This is a genomic window from Microbacterium sp. (assembly GCF_032084865.1).
Taxonomy (GTDB): Bacteria; Actinomycetota; Actinomycetes; order Actinomycetales; family Microbacteriaceae; genus Microbacterium.
Genome location: NZ_DAMDLU010000041.1, coordinates 351 through 15,347, shown reverse-complemented (window position 1 = coordinate 15,347; position 14,997 = coordinate 351). Strand labels below are relative to the sequence as shown.

General features: G+C 69.4%; 16 protein-coding genes. 6 read left to right on the top strand and 10 right to left on the bottom strand.

What is annotated here, in order from left to right; translation table 11 throughout:
* On the bottom strand, positions 1 to 957 hold a 957-nt coding region (locus RT309_RS06185), incomplete at its 3' end, for a methyltransferase (RefSeq protein ID WP_313356003.1).
* Positions 958 to 1,026: 69 nt separating this feature from the next.
* Here RT309_RS06185 and RT309_RS06180 point away from each other — a divergent pair.
* From RT309_RS06180 to RT309_RS06165, 4 genes are all read left to right on the top strand, one after another.
* Positions 1,027 to 1,728: a TetR family transcriptional regulator gene (locus RT309_RS06180; protein ID WP_313356002.1), complete on the top strand. Its 702-nt coding sequence runs from the start codon at positions 1,027 to 1,029 to the stop codon at positions 1,726 to 1,728.
* Positions 1,725 to 2,657 carry an ABC transporter ATP-binding protein gene (locus RT309_RS06175; protein WP_313356001.1) on the top strand — a complete coding sequence of 311 codons (933 nt, stop codon included), beginning with the start codon at positions 1,725 to 1,727 and terminating at the stop codon, positions 2,655 to 2,657. Before RT309_RS06180 ends, RT309_RS06175 begins: the two co-directional genes overlap by 4 nt.
* A complete protein-coding gene (locus tag RT309_RS06170) occupies positions 2,654 to 3,454 on the top strand; it encodes an ABC transporter permease subunit (protein ID WP_313356000.1) in 801 nt (266 codons plus the stop codon). Before RT309_RS06175 ends, RT309_RS06170 begins: the two co-directional genes overlap by 4 nt.
* A 67-nt stretch (positions 3,455 to 3,521) precedes the next feature.
* Positions 3,522 to 5,411, top strand: a complete 1,890-nt coding sequence (locus RT309_RS06165) for a DUF5107 domain-containing protein (protein ID WP_313355999.1) — start codon at positions 3,522 to 3,524, stop codon at positions 5,409 to 5,411.
* Positions 5,412 to 5,511: 100 nt separating this feature from the next.
* Here RT309_RS06165 and RT309_RS06160 read toward each other — a convergent pair whose 3' ends face one another.
* On the bottom strand, positions 5,512 to 5,916 hold the full coding sequence (locus RT309_RS06160; RefSeq protein ID WP_313355998.1) for a PIN domain-containing protein: 405 nt from the start codon (positions 5,914 to 5,916) through the stop codon (positions 5,512 to 5,514).
* Positions 5,913 to 6,197, bottom strand: a complete 285-nt coding sequence (locus tag RT309_RS06155) for a type II toxin-antitoxin system prevent-host-death family antitoxin (RefSeq protein ID WP_313355997.1) — start codon at positions 6,195 to 6,197, stop codon at positions 5,913 to 5,915. The genes RT309_RS06160 and RT309_RS06155 overlap by 4 nt, the downstream gene beginning before the upstream one ends.
* Positions 6,198 to 6,310: 113 nt before the next feature.
* Here RT309_RS06155 and RT309_RS06150 point away from each other — a divergent pair, with 113 nt between their 5' ends.
* Positions 6,311 to 7,114 carry a MerR family transcriptional regulator gene (locus RT309_RS06150; protein WP_313355996.1) on the top strand — a complete coding sequence of 268 codons (804 nt, stop codon included), beginning with the start codon at positions 6,311 to 6,313 and terminating at the stop codon, positions 7,112 to 7,114.
* 134 nt (positions 7,115 to 7,248) lie between these two features.
* Here RT309_RS06150 and RT309_RS06145 read toward each other — a convergent pair whose 3' ends face one another.
* Positions 7,249 to 8,472 (bottom strand): FAD-binding oxidoreductase, encoded by a 1,224-nt coding sequence (locus RT309_RS06145; RefSeq protein ID WP_313355995.1) that lies wholly within the window; start codon positions 8,470 to 8,472, stop codon positions 7,249 to 7,251.
* Positions 8,473 to 8,630: 158 nt separating this feature from the next.
* On the opposite strand from RT309_RS06145, the gene RT309_RS06140 reads away from it, so the two are divergent.
* Positions 8,631 to 9,113, top strand: coding sequence for an Lrp/AsnC family transcriptional regulator (locus tag RT309_RS06140; protein ID WP_313355994.1), 483 nt, complete (start codon positions 8,631 to 8,633; stop codon positions 9,111 to 9,113).
* 36 nt (positions 9,114 to 9,149) lie between these two features.
* Here the strand turns inward: RT309_RS06140 and RT309_RS06135 are convergent, their stop codons facing one another.
* The 6 genes from RT309_RS06135 to RT309_RS06110 form a co-directional block, all read right to left on the bottom strand.
* A complete protein-coding gene (locus RT309_RS06135; protein WP_313355993.1) occupies positions 9,150 to 10,517 on the bottom strand; it encodes an extracellular solute-binding protein in 1,368 nt (455 codons plus the stop codon).
* A gap of 95 nt (positions 10,518 to 10,612) precedes the next feature.
* Positions 10,613 to 11,569: a carbohydrate ABC transporter permease gene (locus tag RT309_RS06130; protein WP_313355992.1), complete on the bottom strand. Its 957-nt coding sequence runs from the start codon at positions 11,567 to 11,569 to the stop codon at positions 10,613 to 10,615.
* Complete coding sequence (locus tag RT309_RS06125) at positions 11,569 to 12,561, bottom strand: sugar ABC transporter permease (RefSeq protein WP_313355991.1); 993 nt, start codon at positions 12,559 to 12,561, stop codon at positions 11,569 to 11,571. Before RT309_RS06125 ends, RT309_RS06130 begins: the two co-directional genes overlap by 1 nt.
* 282 nt (positions 12,562 to 12,843) lie before the next feature.
* A complete protein-coding gene (locus RT309_RS06120; RefSeq protein WP_313355990.1) occupies positions 12,844 to 13,617 on the bottom strand; it encodes a DeoR/GlpR family DNA-binding transcription regulator in 774 nt (257 codons plus the stop codon).
* A gap of 30 nt (positions 13,618 to 13,647) precedes the next feature.
* Positions 13,648 to 14,514, bottom strand: coding sequence for a class II fructose-bisphosphate aldolase (locus tag RT309_RS06115; protein WP_313355989.1), 867 nt, complete (start codon positions 14,512 to 14,514; stop codon positions 13,648 to 13,650).
* On the bottom strand, positions 14,511 to 14,997 hold a 487-nt coding region (locus tag RT309_RS06110), incomplete at its 5' end, for a PfkB family carbohydrate kinase (RefSeq protein ID WP_313355988.1). The genes RT309_RS06115 and RT309_RS06110, both read right to left, overlap by 4 nt.

Genomic DNA, 14,997 nt, shown 5'->3' with positions numbered 1-14,997 from the left:
CAGGCGATGACCGGCACCCTCATGCACGCTCGTGCCGAGATGGAACGGCGGGTTCAGCAGGATCAGGTCGGCCGAACCGTCGGGCAGCTCCGAGCCGGCGTCGTCAAGGGTCACGGTGACGCGTGCGGCGAGGCCGTTCGCGACGACGGATGCCTGGGCCGAGCGCGCTGCAGCGGCCGATCGGTCGGTGGCGGTGATCACGGCATCCGGATGCTGCTGCGCGAACGCGACGGCGAGCGCGCCCGTCCCGCACCCGAGGTCGACGACCCGGGCGGCCGGGTCCGGCGGCGCGAGCGTCGGCATCACGTCGATCAGCACCCGCGTGCCGATGTCGAGGCGAGCGCCGGCGAAGGCGCCGCCGTACGCGCACAGGGTGAAGCCGTCGTGCCGGCGACTGACCGGGAACGGCGGCTGGTCGGAAACGGGAAGGGCACCGGATGCCACGATCAGCCGCGACTTGCGCTCCGCGCGCTGCGCCTGCACATCCGCGAAGTGCCGCGCAAGCACGTCGTTCTGAGTGAGCGCCATGTGCTTCACCCGCCCGCCCGCGATGAGCGTGACGTCGGGCGCCGCCCACCGGGCGACGGCGTCGGCGACCTCCTCGAGCTCGGCGAGCCCCTTCGGCAGCTGCAGCAGCACGAGACGCACCCCACTGAGCAGCGAACTGTCGAGCTCGTGCGCCGCCGGCAGCGACAGGTCGAGCGCCCGCGCGTTGGCGGCAAGCGCGCGCCGGCCGGTGATGAGGTCCTGATGCACCCGGATGCCGCGCATCCCGGCATCCGTCAGGGCGAGAGCGATCGCGCCGTACTCGTCGCCGATGATCGCGACCTCGTCGCCGTCGATCCCGGACTCGACAGCGCGCCGCACGAGCAGCTCGTCAGTGGCGTCCCACGCCTGCAGGTTGGGCGCCTCGACGTCGGGAAAGCGCCGCAGTCGCTGGAAGTCGAAGCCCGTCACTCGCTCACACTATCGCCGCCGCGGCGAGCGGCATTGACATCGACCGAACGCGTGTTTAGAGTACTGAACATGCGTTCAGTCTCTGAGGATCTCACCGCCCGAGCCCGGATTCGCGAGGCCGCGATCCGCGCCTTCGCCCGCGACGGGTTCGACGCGGCGAGCATGCGCGCTATCGCGAAAGATGCGGGAGTCAGCGCGGCTCTGATCGTGCACCACTTCGGTGACAAGAACGCGCTGCGCGCCGCATGCGACGACTACGTCGTGGCCGCGTTCATCGACGACAGGCACGAGCTGATCGAGGCGCCGACGGCCGACCGCATCCGCGCCGCGCTGCACGACGTCGAGCGCTACGGGCCGTACATCGACTACCTCGGCCGCATGCTCGGCGACAGCTCGCCGGCCGCCGACCGCCTCTTCGATGAGATCATCCGCGTCACCCGCGACGTGCTCGACGAGCAGCGCGACGCGGGACTGCTCGTCGAGATGAGCGACCCCGAGATGACCACGCTGCTCGTGGCGATGATCGGCCTCGCGCCCGTGGTGATGCGCGCGCAGATCGGCCGCGTGCTCGGTCAGGACCAGCTGAGCCCGGCCGGGATGATGCGCAGCACCCTCCCCACCCTGGAACTGCTCACGCACGGCATCTACTCGAGCACGGCCTTCCTCGACGGGGCGCGTCAGGCACTGGCATCCGACAGCACTCCCGCGGCCAACGCCGCGTCCGCCCCGGCGGCCACACCCGGGGATCCCACCGAAGGAGGAGCATCATGAGTTCCGTCATCGACATCGCCGGACTGCACAAGCGCTTCGGCCGCAACACCGCCCTGCACGGCCTCGACCTGCACGTGCGGCCGGGCACGATCTACGGCCTGATCGGGCCGAACGGCGCCGGCAAGACCACAACCCTGCGCACCCTCGTCGACATCATCCGTCCCACCTCGGGTGACGTCCGCGTGCTCGGCGAGGATCCGCGCCACGGCGGCGCGCGCCTGCGGCGCCGCATCGGCTACGTGCCGGGCGAGCTGCGTCTCGAGGGGCGGGTGACGGGTCACCGGATGCTGTCGTTCTACTCCGAGGTGTCCGGCCCGGGCGATCGCGGATACACCTCCGAGCTCGCCGAGCGTCTCGGCGTCGACCTGACGCGCCCGGTGCGCAGCCTGTCGAAGGGCAACAAGCAGAAGATCGGGTTGGTCCAGGCGTTCATGCACCGGCCCGAACTGCTGATCCTCGATGAGCCGACCAGCGGGCTCGACCCGCTCATGCAGCGGGAGTTCCTCACGATGGTGCGCGAGGCGCGCGATGCCGGGCAGACCGTGCTGCTCAGCTCGCACGTGCTCAGCGAGATCCAGCAGACCGCCGACGAGGTCGCGGTGCTCGCCGCGGGCCGGATCGTCGCGCAGGGCGACGTCGCGTCGCTGCGCCTGGGATCGGTGAGGCGGGTGCGGGTCGCGGTCGGCGGGCAGGATCCGGATGCCCTGCGCCGTCGCTTCGCGGGCATCGCGGGCGTGCAGGGACTGGATGTCACTGCGCAAGGCGACATGCTGCACCTCACCGCGACGGTGGAGGGCGCGATCGACCCGTTCGTGAAGGCGCTCGCGCAGACGACCGTGAACGACCTGACCGTCGAGGAGCCCGACCTCGAAGAGAGCGTGCTGCGCCTCTACGGGTCGGCCACCCGCAACGAGGGAGGTGCACGATGAGCGCCGTGCTGCCGGTGTTCCGGCGCACCATCCGGGAGTCGAGGCGCGGGGTGATCGGCTGGACCCTCGGCATCGCCGCCGTGCTGTTCCTCTACCTGCCGCTGTTTCCGAGCTTCGGGGCGAACGGACAGCTCGAAGACGTCATCAAGGCGCTGCCGAAGCAGCTGATCCAGACGATCGGCTACGACCAGATCGCCACGGGCGCCGGGTACGCGCAGAGCACGTTCTACGGCCTGATGGGCTTTCTGCTGCTGACGATCGCGGCGGTTCTCTGGGGCTCGGCGGCGATCGCCGGCGCCGAGGAGTCGGGCCGGCTCGAGCTCGACCTCGCGCACGGCATCGGGCGAGCGCAGTACGCCGCCGAGTCGGCGCTCGCCGTGCTCGTGCGGCTGCTGTGGCTGGGCGCGTTCTCGGGTGCGATCGTCTTCGCGCTGAACGATCCGGCGGAGCTGGGCATCCATCCTCCGCACATCGTCGGAGCGGCTCTCGCCCTGACCGGACTGGCCTTTCTCAGCGCGATGGCCGGCCTGTTCGCCGGGGCGCTCACCGGCCGCAGGGCCTGGGCCACGGGAGTCGCCGCGGGCGTCGCCGTGCTCGGGTACGTGTTCCAGGCCGTGGCGAAGCAGTCGAAGGATCTGGAGTGGCTCAACGCGCTCTCGCCCTATGCGTGGGTGTACCACCAGCCGCCGCTGATGGACGGCGTCGACGTCGGCGGCCTGCTGCTCGTCTGGGGCGTCGCGCTCGTGCTGGCCGTGGCATCCGCCCTCGCCCTTTCACGGCGCGACCTGCGGGGGTGACCCGCGCCGCGCACGACATCGGTCGGCGCGGCAGTCCCGTGCCGGATGCCCTAGCGTGAGCATCATCATGACTGCCACGCTCACTCTCGACACCGTCACCCTCCCGTCGGCGCCGGTGGGCGCACCGAATCCGCTGCCCGCGGTCGCCGCGATGCCGCAGGCGCCGTACGAGGCGTCGACCGACGGGCTGCCCGACGACCTGGCCGAGAACATCCGGTACGGCCAGGTCGGCAGCATCCATCCCTATCTGCTGCAGGATCAGTACGCGCGCGAGCGCACCGACGAGCCCATGCGCGTCGCGGTGCTCGAGAACGACCTGCTGCGGGCGGAGTTCGCCGTCGACCTGGGCGGCCGCCTGGTGCGCCTGCTCGACAAGGCGACCGGGCGCGACGTGGTCTACCGCAACGACGTCTTCCAGCCGGCGAACCTCGGGCTGCGAAACGCGTGGTTCTCGGGCGGTGTGGAGTGGAACATCGGTATGCGCGGCCACTGGCCGCTGACCTGCGCGCCGCTGTACGCCGCCGCGCTGACTGCGCCCGACGGCGAACCGGTGCTGCGGATGTGGGAGTACGAGCGGGTGCGCGGGGTGATCGTGCAGATCGACGCCACGCTCGACTCGGCCGCGGCCGCGCTGCACGTGCGCGTGCGGGTGCGCAATCCGCACGCCGACGAGACCGGCATGTACTGGTGGACGAACATCGCCGTCGCCCAAACCGAGGGCTCGCGGGTGTTCGCCCCCGCGACGCACGCCTATCAGACGCAGTACGACGGCACGCTGGCGCACGTCGACGTCGCCGCACCGGACGTGAGCCGTCCGGCCCACGCCGCGCAGGCGGCCGACTGGTTCTACGACCTCTCCGCGAAGGAGATGCCGTGGATCGCGGCGCTCGAACCCGACGGCACCGGACTCGCGCACGTCTCGAGCGCGCGGCTCTCGGGACGCAAGCTGTTCGTCTGGGGCGACACCACCGGCGGACGGCACTGGCAGGAGTGGCTGGGAGGCTCGTACTTCGAGATCCAAGGCGGCCTCACGACCACGCAGTACGAGAACCTGCGGATGCCGGGCGGGGCCACCTGGGAGTGGACCGAGGCGTTCCTGCCGCTGCAGGTCGACCTCGCCGACGCGGAATGGGCGGCGGCCTGCGCCGTCGTCGGCGCACAGGTCGGCCGCGCGACGGATGCCACGGACGTCTCGCGCCTGGACGCCGTGGCCGATCTCGCCCCGGAGCGCACCCTCAACGTCGGCTCGCCCTGGGGTGCACTGGAGGCCGCGCTGGCCGCGCGATACGGCGCACCGTTCGACACCCTGCCGGGAGTGCGGTTCGAGGCGACCGCGGGGGAGGATGCCGAGTACTGGCGCGGCCTGCTGGGCTTGGCCGAGGCCGGGGACGCGGATGCCTCCGCCCCGCCGAGCTATGTCGCCGGCCCGCTCTGGGACCGACTGCTCGCCGAGGCGCCGCCGACGTGGCTGACGCACTACCACCGAGCGGTCGCCGCGCATGCGAGCGGAGACCACACGGAGGCCGCGGCCCACTACGAGGCATCGCTGCGGCTCACCCCCACGGCCTGGGCGCTGCGTGGGCGCGGCCTGCTGAGGACGGCGTCGGGCGAGAGGGATGCCGGCATCGCCGACCTCGCCGATGCGCTCGCTCTGGCCCCCGGACTCACGCCGCTCGCGCTCGAACTCGGAGAGGCCCTGCTGGCCGCGGGGCGGGCGGAGGCGGCATCCGGGTTCGTCGACTCGCTACCCGCCGAGCTCCGCTCGCGGGGCCGGTTCCGCGTACTCGCGGTGCGCGCGGCACTGGCATCCGGAGCCGGCGATGAGGCCCGGCGGATGCTCGAAGACGAGTTCGACGTGCCCGATATCCGCGAGGGGGAGCTGAGCATGTCGGACCTGTGGCGCCAGGCCTTTCCCGACCGCGCCGTGCCGGAGCGCTACGACTTCTCGATGAGCTGACGCCGCGCCGGGGCTGGATTTCGCCGGTGCGGGGTCGATCGCGTACGGTTTCGGCCGCATGAGCGTACGAAACTGACCCCGGATGCCGGGCGGCGCCCTCTTACCGCAGCATGTCGGGATAGACGATGTCGATCTCGTCGATCTCGCGCGAGAAGTCCTTGCGGTTGTTGGTGATGAAGCGGTCGGCTCCCGCCGCCACAGCGGTGGCGAGGTGGGCTGCATCCGCAGCCCGCAACCCGTACTTGGCGCCGAGCACCGCAGCCAGCTGCGCCGTCTCCTCGTCGAACGGCACCAGCTCGAGTGCGGCGAGAATCCGCGCAAGGGCTTCGACCTCGGCAGACTGCGGGTCGGTGCGCATCGGCTTCGCGAGAACCTCGGGCAGCAGCAGCACCGATCCCACGCCGCCACCGTCTCGCACCAGATCGAGCACCGGCGCCCCGAGTGGATGCCCGATCGCTGCCGCATAGATCAGAACATCGGCATCGAACGCCGTCACGGCGGTCATCGCGCGGCGCGGCCCTCATCGATCGCCTGCGCCAGCTCGTCCGCGCGCGCGGCATCGATGCGGGCTTCAGGCGGCTCTGAGCGCGCTCGCGCCAAGCGCTCGCGCAGCGCATCTGTCTGCTGCCACGCCCCCTGAGCGCGGCGGCTCCGCAGCCGCTCCGGGCTCACCAGCACCGCGACCACCTTGCCGTGACGCGAGATCGATACTTCTTCGCCCGCCTCCACGCGATCGAGCTGCGCCGGCAGAGTCTGCCGAGCGACGCTCGCACTGATGTTGACCATGTCTTGATTGTACGCTCTTGTACAATCTCCGTCACGCGAGGGGCGGCCCGCCGATCCCGGCATCCATCGGCCAGACTTGACCCTGACACGGTGAGAGGCGGTCGAGTGGAGTCATGTTGTCCATCGGAGCGTTCGCGCAGATCGGCCAGGTGACCCACCGCATGCTGCGGCACTGGGACACCGCCGGCCTGCTCGTACCAGCGCACGTGGACGAGTACAGCGGTTACCGCTCGTACGATCCCTCGCAGTTGCACCGACTGCACCGGATCGTCGCGCTGCGCCAGCTGGGGTTCGGTCTCGAGCAGATCGGCGTCATGCTCGATGAGGGCATCGACGGGGATCGACTCATGCAGATGCTGCGCGGACACCGGGATGCGGTGGAACGCGAGCATCGCATCGCGACCGAGCGACTCGTCGACGTCGAACGGCGCCTCCACCTGATCGAAAGCGAGAATCGCATGTCATCCGCCGAGTTCATCGAGAAGCCTCTGCCCGCCGTCCGCCTGATCGCCCGCACAGCGGTGGTGCCCGCCGACCAAGTCAGCCGGCACGTCGGCCCCATGTTCGGCGAGGTCGAAGACGGCCTGCCCGAGACGGAGGGGATGCTCGAGACGCCGATCGCGCAGTACCGTCCGACCGACGACGGGATGCAGCTGACCATCGGCTACGCGTACGACGGCGATCCCGTCGAGGGTCTCGAGATCGTCGAGCTCGCCGCTGAGGAGCGCGCGGTGTGCGGCATCCACCTCGGCGCGATGTCGGGCATCCGCGAGACCTGGCACGCGCTGCACGCCGAGATGCTCGCCCGCGGTTTCGTGCCCTCGGGTCCGTGCCGCGAACTGTATGTGCGGTCGTGGCCCCTCGACGACGAATCCCGCTGGGTCACCGAGCTGCAGCAGCCCGTCTCGCGGGCCTGACCGGACGAATGCATCCCCGACCGCGGATGCAGACGCGCGGGGCTGGATTCCGCCGGTGCGGGGTCGATTGCGTACGGTTTCGGACGCATGAGCGTACGAAACCGACCCCGGATGCCGGGAGCGCGGGCCTCGGGTCAGCGCAGGGGGTCGAAGGGGCGGATCTCGGGGGCGATGCGGCCCGTGGTGATCTGCTCGGCGAGCAGCTTGCCGGTGGCCGGGCCGAGCACGATGCCCCACATGCCGTGCCCACCGGCGACGTACACGTTCGGGGCCTGCGTCGCGCCCACCAGCGGCAGTCCGTCGGGCGTGACCGGGCGCGAGCCGACCCACTCGTCCTGACGGTCGTCGAAGTCGATCCCCTGGAACATCTCCCGCGCCTGCGCGATGATCGCCTGCACCCGGCGGGGCTGGAAGGGCTCGTCGGGGCGACGGAACTCCATGGTGCCGGCGATGCGGAATCGCCCCTGGTAGGGGGTGCAAGCGATGCGCTGGAACGGGAAGTACACCGGGTGCTCCTGTGGCACCGACGTGGCGACCGTGAACGAGTATCCGCGGCCGGCCTGCACACGGGTGCGCACTCCGAGCTTGCGGGCCAGCGCGGGCATCCAGGCGCCGGTCGCGATCACGACAGAATCGGCCTCGAGTCGCTGCCCGTTCGACATGGTGACCACGGGGCGGCGGGTCGACGAGACGTCGGTGACCTCGTACCCGGTGATCAGCTCGGCACCCCGCTCGACGACCGCGGCACCGAGCGCCTCGACGAACGGCGCCGGCTCGAAGAAGCGCTGCCCGTCGAGTCGGTACGCATGCGTCACGGCGTCCGACAGCACCGGCGCCAGCTCGCGCGGGTTCTCGAGACGCTCGAACGGCACGTCCTGCCCGTGTCGCACGACGCCCTCGATCTCGTGCAGGAAGCCTTTCGAGTCCGCCTCCTGCCTGAAGCCGATCACGAACGGGCCCTCGCGGGTCCACGATTCGACGCCGCCGTCGAGAAGCTCGTCGAAGCACTCCAGCGCGATCCGGTCGATCGGCGTGAGATCGGCCATCGTCCGGTCCCATGCGCGGTTGGTGCCGTGCGCGGCGAACTGCCCGAGGAACATCCACAGCCCGGGGTCGACCCGGAACGGCACGTGCAGAGCCGCATCAGGGTCGAGCAGGGCCTTCGGCCCGTACGTCCACAGCCCGGTGTCGGCGAGCGGGATGGTCTTGCCCGGAGTCAGCCAGCCCGCGTTGCCCCACGACGATCCGGCGGCCACGCCCACCCGGTCGATGACCGTGACGTCGACACCGCGCTCCTGCAGATGCCACGCCGTGGCGAGACCGACCATTCCTGCACCGACGATGATCGTGCGCGTCATTCCGTCCTCCTGAGACAGCCGATCGCGGGCGCGAGAGCAGACGCCCACCACCTGCGATTATGCAGATCCCGACGTTGCACGGATCTGCAACCGAAGATCCTGCGTAGAATCGTCCGCGAATGGTGGAAATCTTCATTCAACGGCGAGGAAGTGGTCGCATGAGTCCCGAATCTTCGGCATCCGTCCACTCCGGCCTGGATGCCATCGACCGCACCCTGCTGTCGGAGCTGAGCCGCAACGGCCGCATCTCGAACACCGACCTGGCCGCGATCGCGGGAATCGCCGAGTCGACGTGCCTCAAACGCGTGCGCGCTCTGCAGGCGAACGGGGTGATCGTCGGCTTCCACGCCGAGGTCTCACCCGCTGCGCTGGGGCTGCATCTCGAGGCGCTGATCACCATCCGCCTGCACGCCCACGCCCGTGGCGACCTGCGCCGTTTCCAGACCTATCTCGAAGAGCTGCCCGCGACGCAGCGGGTGTACTTCCTCGCGGGCGACCGCGACTTCCTCGTGCACGTCGCGGTTCCCGACGCCGGTGCGCTGCGCGAACTCGTCTCCGACACCATCAGCCTGAAGCCCGAAGTGGCGTCCACCAGCACCAGCCTGATCTTCGCCCAGGCGGCCGGATCGCGGGGTCTGTGACCTGACGGCACGACCCGCACGACCCGACCGCACGACTCAGTCCTGCTCGATGTTCTCGTACGCCCGCATCGCCGCCTTCTGAGCATCCTTCAGGGCCTCTTCGGGCGACTTGTCACCGATCAGCGCCGCGGTGATCGCGTTGTTCAGCTCGTTCTGGATCTCCTGCCCGGCGGGTGACGATCCGAACGACTGCCCGTAGTCGACCACGTCGTAGTACGTCGAGATCACCTGATCGAACCCGGCGTTGCCGCTCGCGGTCACCCACTCGTCACGGATCGCCTTGTCGGCGGCCGGCGAGCCGGTGAACAGCCCGGTGTTCACACCGCCGTCCTTCTCGCGGGTCTCGCCTCGAGCCTTCCCCGCAGCCGCCCACGCATCGTCAGAGGTGAGATCGACCATCCATGCGCACGCCGCCGCCGGATTCTTCGCACCGACCGGCACGACGAACGCGGTTCCGGATGCCACCGAGAAGGGCTCACCGTCCGCTCCGCGGAAGGGCACGGCCTCGAGCTGCAGCTCGTCCATGTAGGGCGAGAGCACGTTCGGATACCACTGCGCGTTCACCTGCGCGCCGACCTGGCCGGCGACGAACTGGTTGTTGTCGCCGAAGGTGTCGAACGAATCGGTGAAGCTCTTCACGGCGGCGAAGCCGCCCTGAGCATCCGTGATCTTCTTGAGCATCTCGATACCTGCGACGTTCTTCGGGTCGTCGAGGGTGGGCTTGCCGTCGTCGTCGTTGAGCTGTCCGCCCATGCCGAGGATCCACAGTCCGCTCTGCCCGGTCGCCTGTGGGTCGAAGCCGAGACGGGTGGGCACGCCGTTGTCCTCCTGGTAGATCTTGCCGATCGCGTCGAGCAGCACATCGGCGTCGGAGGTGTCGATCTCATCGGCCGTGACACCCGCCTCGTCGAGCACCTTCTTGTTCACGAGTATCGCCGGCGGCTGGTAGAACTGCGGCACCGCCCAGATCTCGTCATCGTAGGTGACGTCGTCGATGACGAAGGGGTACCAGTGCTCGCGCGGCGATACATCCTGTTCCTTCAGGCATTCGTCGAGCGGCAGGATCAGCCCCTGAGCGGCGTAGGTGGTGACGTAGCGACGGTCCATCTGCACGACGTCGGGCACGTTGCCGCCCGCCAGCCGCGTGGTGAACTTCTGCGCGTCGAACGCGGTGGCGTCGAGGTCGACCTTCACGTCCTTCAGCTGCTTCTCGGCGTAGTCGAGGCGCGACTGGCCGACATCGTCGGCGTTCTCGAAGCCCCAGGCCTTGAGGTCGCCCGTCGCCTGGGCGCCCCAGTCGACGTCTTCCGCCATGTCGGACGCGTCCTTGCCGCCCCCGCATCCGGTCAGCACGACAGCGGATGCCGCGACGATGGCCGCGATCCCCACAATGCGTTTGTGCATCTCTCTTCCTCTCGTTCGAGCGGCGGTCCCGAAGCTCCGCCGGTGTTCTGTTGTGGACGTCGTGTGTTCCGGATGCCGACCGCCCGCATCCGGGTTCAGCCCTTGCGCCCCTGCGTGGCGACGCCCTCGATGAAGTACCGCTGACCGAAGGCGAACAGGATGAGCATGGGCACGGTGACGATGAGCGAGGCGACCATGACGTACTGGTAGTCGCCATGGCCGCCGGCCGTGGGGCTGTACTTCGTCATGGCGTAGGCGATGCCCAGCGGAGCGGTGAACTCGTCGACCGATCCGGCGTTCAGATAGATCAGCGCGGAGTACAGGTTGTTCCAGCTCGCCTGGAACTCGAACAGGAAGACGATCACGAAGGACGGCACCGACAGCGGCATCGCGATGCGCCAGAACAGTCCCCAATAGCTCGCGCCGTCCAGACGCGCCGCCTCGAACAGCTCACGCGGCAGTCCGAGGAAGAACTGCCGTTGCAGGAAGATGTAGAACGCCGAGCCGAACAGGTTCATGCCCCACAGCGGCACCCAGGTGCCCAGCAGGCCCGTCTCCTTCCAGATCAGGTAGATCGGGATCATCGTCACCGCGCCGGGCAGCATCATGGTCGCGAGCACCAGGCCGAACAGCAGTCCCCGCCCGGGGAAGCGGAAGTACGCGAACCCGAACGCGACGATCGAGCTCGACACGGCGACGGCGGTGGCGGCCAGCACGGCGATCGCCACACTGTTCCACAGCCAGCTCATCAGCGGCAGCTGGTTCCACACCTCGACATAGTTCCCGGGCACGAACGTCCTGGGGATCAGCGCGTTGTCGAACACCTCGCCACGCGGCTTGAAGCTCGCCGCGACCAGCCACGCGAACGGGTACAGGAACAGCAGGGCGAACCCGACCAGGATGATGGTCAGCACGATCCGGGCCGCCAGGCTGCGCGGCTGGCTGAGAGCGCGGCGCCATCTCGAGCGCTTCGGCACGGTGACGACGACGGTCGACGGGTCGCGGCGCTCGGGATTCGGGCGCCGGGGCGTGTGCTGCAGCGAGGTCGCCATCAGCGGTCTCCCTCGTAGTAGACGAACCGGTTGCCGAATTTCACCTGGATCACCGTGATGACCATGATGATGACGAACAGCAGCCAGGCCATCGCCGCGGCGAAGCCGAAATTGAACTGCCGGAACGCCTGCTGGAACAGGTAGATCGCATAGAACAGCGAGGCCTCGGGCGATGAGTTGCTCTGGTCGCGCCAGAACAGCAGGTACGCCTGGTCGAAGATCTGGAACGCGGCGATCGACAGCACGATCACGTTGAAGAACATCGCCCCCGAGATCATCGGCAGGGTGATCGAGAAGAACTTGCGCACGCCGCCCGCGCCGTCGATCGAGGCGACCTCGTACAGCTCGGTCGGCACGTTCTTCAGCGCCGCGAGGAAGATCACCATGGTGCCCGCGACCGTCCACAGCGTCATGATCACGATGCTCGGCTTCACCCAGGCGGGGTCCACCAGCCATTGCGGCCCCTCGATGCCGAACAGGCGCAGGAACTCGTTGATCACTCCGCTGTTGCCGTTCAGCAGCAGGAAGAACACCGCGGCTGTCGCGACGGCGGGCGTCATCTTGGGAAGGTAGTAGATCGTGCGGAAGATGCCCGCACCACGTCCGACGCGGTTGAGCAGCATGGCCAGCACCAGCGCGAAGACGATCTCGAGCGGCACCGCCATCACGACGTAGAACAGCGTGTTGCCCAGGGACACCATCACCCGCGGGTCGTCGAAGAGCTCGGCGTAGTTGTCGAGGCCGACCGGGCGTGCGCTGTTGGTGGCGAGGTTGTAGTTGCTGAACGAGATGTACAGGCTGTAGATCATCGCGCCGGCTGTGAACACGAGGAATCCGATGATCCACGGCGTGATGAACAGATACCCGGCGATAGCCTCGCGCTTGTTGTAGTGGTCGCGCGCCGGCTTCGGCCCGCGGCGGAACCATCGCCTCTTCCTGTCGGAGTCCTGCTCGGCCGGCACGAGTGCCTCGGGCGTCGTCGTGATGCTCATCTGCCACCTCCATCCCGCTCGTCGTCGCGTAACTCGGCGCTGCGCACAGAGCAGCCGCACCTTCGCGTGCCCTGACCGTAGGCCCGATCGGTCTCGCGAGGACAGGCCTTGCCACGAGGAGGGAAGAGGGGGATGATTAGCGGAGCCGCGCCTTGGCTGATTCTTCTCCGGGCTGATCAGACGGCATTACCGCGTTCGGTCACATCGCCGAGCCCGGGGTCGCGCTGGGGTGTGTTCGACCTCACGTGCATCGACGCTCGTGCGCTCCAGCACGTGCGCCGGTCAGCCGGCGCGCACCTCGAACCCGGCATCCGTCAGCGCGGCTCGCTGCGCGTCGGTCGCTGCGGGGTCGGTGATCACGAGCGGGAAGAGGTCGGGGCCGCCGAGGTGGGTGAACGCGGCGCGACCGATCTTCGAGGCGTCGGCGACGATCACGGCGCGGCCGGCGCGCTGCGCCATCATGCGGTTCACCGCAGCCTCGGCCTCGTCGTGCGTGCTCGCGCCCGCGTCGGCCGAGAGAGCGTTCACGCCGATGAAGGCGATGTCGAGCCGGATGCCGCCGAGCAGCTGCTCGACGAACGGACCGACCAGCTCGAAGCTGCGGGGGTGGATGACCCCGCCGGTGACGACGACCTTGAACTCGGGGCGCATGGCCAGCTGGGCGGCGATGTTGACGGCGTTGGTGACCACGGTGATGCCGCGGTCGGCGAGGTCGCCGCGCGCGGCGAGTGCCGTGGCGATGGCGTTGGTGGTTGTTCCACCCGAGAGTCCGACGACCTGCCCGGGTTCGACGAGCGATGCCGCCACAGTCGCGATCTGCTCCTTCGCACCGGTGGCGTGGTGGCTGCGGAACCGGATCGGCAGCTCGTAGGCGACCGACTGAGCCACGGCGCCGCCGTGCGTGCGGGTCAGCAGCCGACGCTCGGCGAGACTGTCGAGGTCGCGCCGTGTGGTCGCGGCCGATGCGCCGAAGCGCGCGACCAGGTCGTCGACGCTGACCTCACCCTGGACTGCGAGCAGATCGAGGATGGCGGTGAGTCTGGCGGCGCGGTTCATGTCGTGCCCAGTCTGTCAGTCGCTCCGCCGTCAGGCGGATTCGAGGGCGAACAGACGCAGCATCCGCGCCGCCTCCTCGGCGACCGCCTCACGGGCGGGAGAGAGGTACTTGCGCGAGTCGACGAGCTTCTCGTCGGCGGCGAGCGTCTCGCGGATCGCACGGGTGAAGAAGCCGTTCAGATGGGTCGACACGTTGATCTTCGTCATCCCGGCGCGGACCGCCTGCACGATCACGTCGTCTGAGACGCCCGACGAGCCGTGCAGCACGAGAGGGATGTCGCCACCCGAGCGGCCGATGCCGCTGAGGGCGGCCTTGAGGCGGCCGATGAGGTCGATGTCGAGCGAGGCCGACCGGTCGAGCATCGCGTGCGACGAGCCGACCGCGACGGCGAGCGAGTCGACCCCGGTGGCCTCGACGAACGCCCGCGCCTCATCCGGATCGGTGCGCACACCGGGAGCGTGGGCGCCGTCCTTTCCGCCGACCTCGCCGAGCTCGGCCTCGATGTAGACGCCGGCAGCGCGGGCGCGGGAGGCCACATCGGCCGTGATCTCGACGTTCTGCTCGTAGTCGAGCTTGCCGCCGTCGAACATCACCGACCCGAACCCCAGCTCGATGGCCTCGTCGACGAGCTCGGGCCGCTCGGCGTGATCGAGGTGCACGGCGACCGGGGTGCTCGCACGCCGCGCGACGGCCAGGGTCGCCCAGCCGATCGGCTCGAGGCCGCCGTGGTACTCGGCGCAGTTCTGCGAGATCTGCAGGATGACCGGCAGGTTCGCGCGCTCGGATGCTGAGACCAGCGCCTCGGCCGTCTCGAGGTGGATGACGTTGAACGCGCCGATCCCGGTGCCGGCCGATGCGGCAGCGCGCATCAGTTCGCGTGCGGATGCGAGGGTCATCGGGTCTCCTTGAAGTGGGGTGCAGGATCGGATGCCGAGGGCATCTCCGGCGAGACTTCTTCTGCAGCATGAGACGGCGCGTGCGGAGGCACGTCTCGTGCCGGAACGGAAGTCTCGCCGGCGGGAGTCGGTTCGGCGGGGCGGACCGCGACGGTCAGCGCGGACTCGAGATCGGGCCACGACGGGTGGATCTCGCCGGCGAGCGGCATGAGCACGGCAGCGGCAGACCAGGCGGTCGCGCGCCGCAGGATCTGCGCGGGGTCGTGGATGCCGGCATCCATCAGCACGGCGCACGCGGCGACCGCGGCATCCCCCGCCCCGGTGGGGTTGCCGGCGAGCGTCTTCCCCAGCCGGGCGTGCAGCACGTCGACATCACCGGATGCCGAGGGCGTGACCGCCAGCATCCCCTCGGCGCCGAGCGAGAGCAGCACCAGCCGGGCGCCGCGCCGGATCAGCTCGCGGGCGCCGTCGATGGGGTCGTCG

What these genes read in the sequence shown, in the direction of transcription:
- RT309_RS06130 (WP_313355992.1), bottom strand. Translation starts at nt 11,569, where the DNA reads ATGGCGACCTCGCTGCAGCACACGCCCCGGCGCCCGAATCCCGAGCGC.
- RT309_RS06115 (WP_313355989.1), bottom strand. Translation starts at nt 14,514, where the DNA reads ATGACCCTCGCATCCGCACGCGAACTGATGCGCGCTGCCGCATCGGCC.
- RT309_RS06145 (WP_313355995.1), bottom strand. Translation starts at nt 8,472, where the DNA reads ATGACGCGCACGATCATCGTCGGTGCAGGAATGGTCGGTCTCGCCACG.
- RT309_RS06155 (WP_313355997.1), bottom strand. Translation starts at nt 6,197, where the DNA reads ATGGTCAACATCAGTGCGAGCGTCGCTCGGCAGACTCTGCCGGCGCAG.
- RT309_RS06120 (WP_313355990.1), bottom strand. Translation starts at nt 13,617, where the DNA reads ATGAACCGCGCCGCCAGACTCACCGCCATCCTCGATCTGCTCGCAGTC.
- RT309_RS06180 (WP_313356002.1), top strand. Translation starts at nt 1,027, where the DNA reads ATGCGTTCAGTCTCTGAGGATCTCACCGCCCGAGCCCGGATTCGCGAG.
- RT309_RS06160 (WP_313355998.1), bottom strand. Translation starts at nt 5,916, where the DNA reads ATGACCGCCGTGACGGCGTTCGATGCCGATGTTCTGATCTATGCGGCA.
- RT309_RS06170 (WP_313356000.1), top strand. Translation starts at nt 2,654, where the DNA reads ATGAGCGCCGTGCTGCCGGTGTTCCGGCGCACCATCCGGGAGTCGAGG.
- RT309_RS06125 (WP_313355991.1), bottom strand. Translation starts at nt 12,561, where the DNA reads ATGAGCATCACGACGACGCCCGAGGCACTCGTGCCGGCCGAGCAGGAC.
- RT309_RS06175 (WP_313356001.1), top strand. Translation starts at nt 1,725, where the DNA reads ATGAGTTCCGTCATCGACATCGCCGGACTGCACAAGCGCTTCGGCCGC.
- RT309_RS06150 (WP_313355996.1), top strand. Translation starts at nt 6,311, where the DNA reads ATGTTGTCCATCGGAGCGTTCGCGCAGATCGGCCAGGTGACCCACCGC.
- RT309_RS06135 (WP_313355993.1), bottom strand. Translation starts at nt 10,517, where the DNA reads ATGCACAAACGCATTGTGGGGATCGCGGCCATCGTCGCGGCATCCGCT.
- RT309_RS06140 (WP_313355994.1), top strand. Translation starts at nt 8,631, where the DNA reads ATGAGTCCCGAATCTTCGGCATCCGTCCACTCCGGCCTGGATGCCATC.
- RT309_RS06165 (WP_313355999.1), top strand. Translation starts at nt 3,522, where the DNA reads ATGACTGCCACGCTCACTCTCGACACCGTCACCCTCCCGTCGGCGCCG.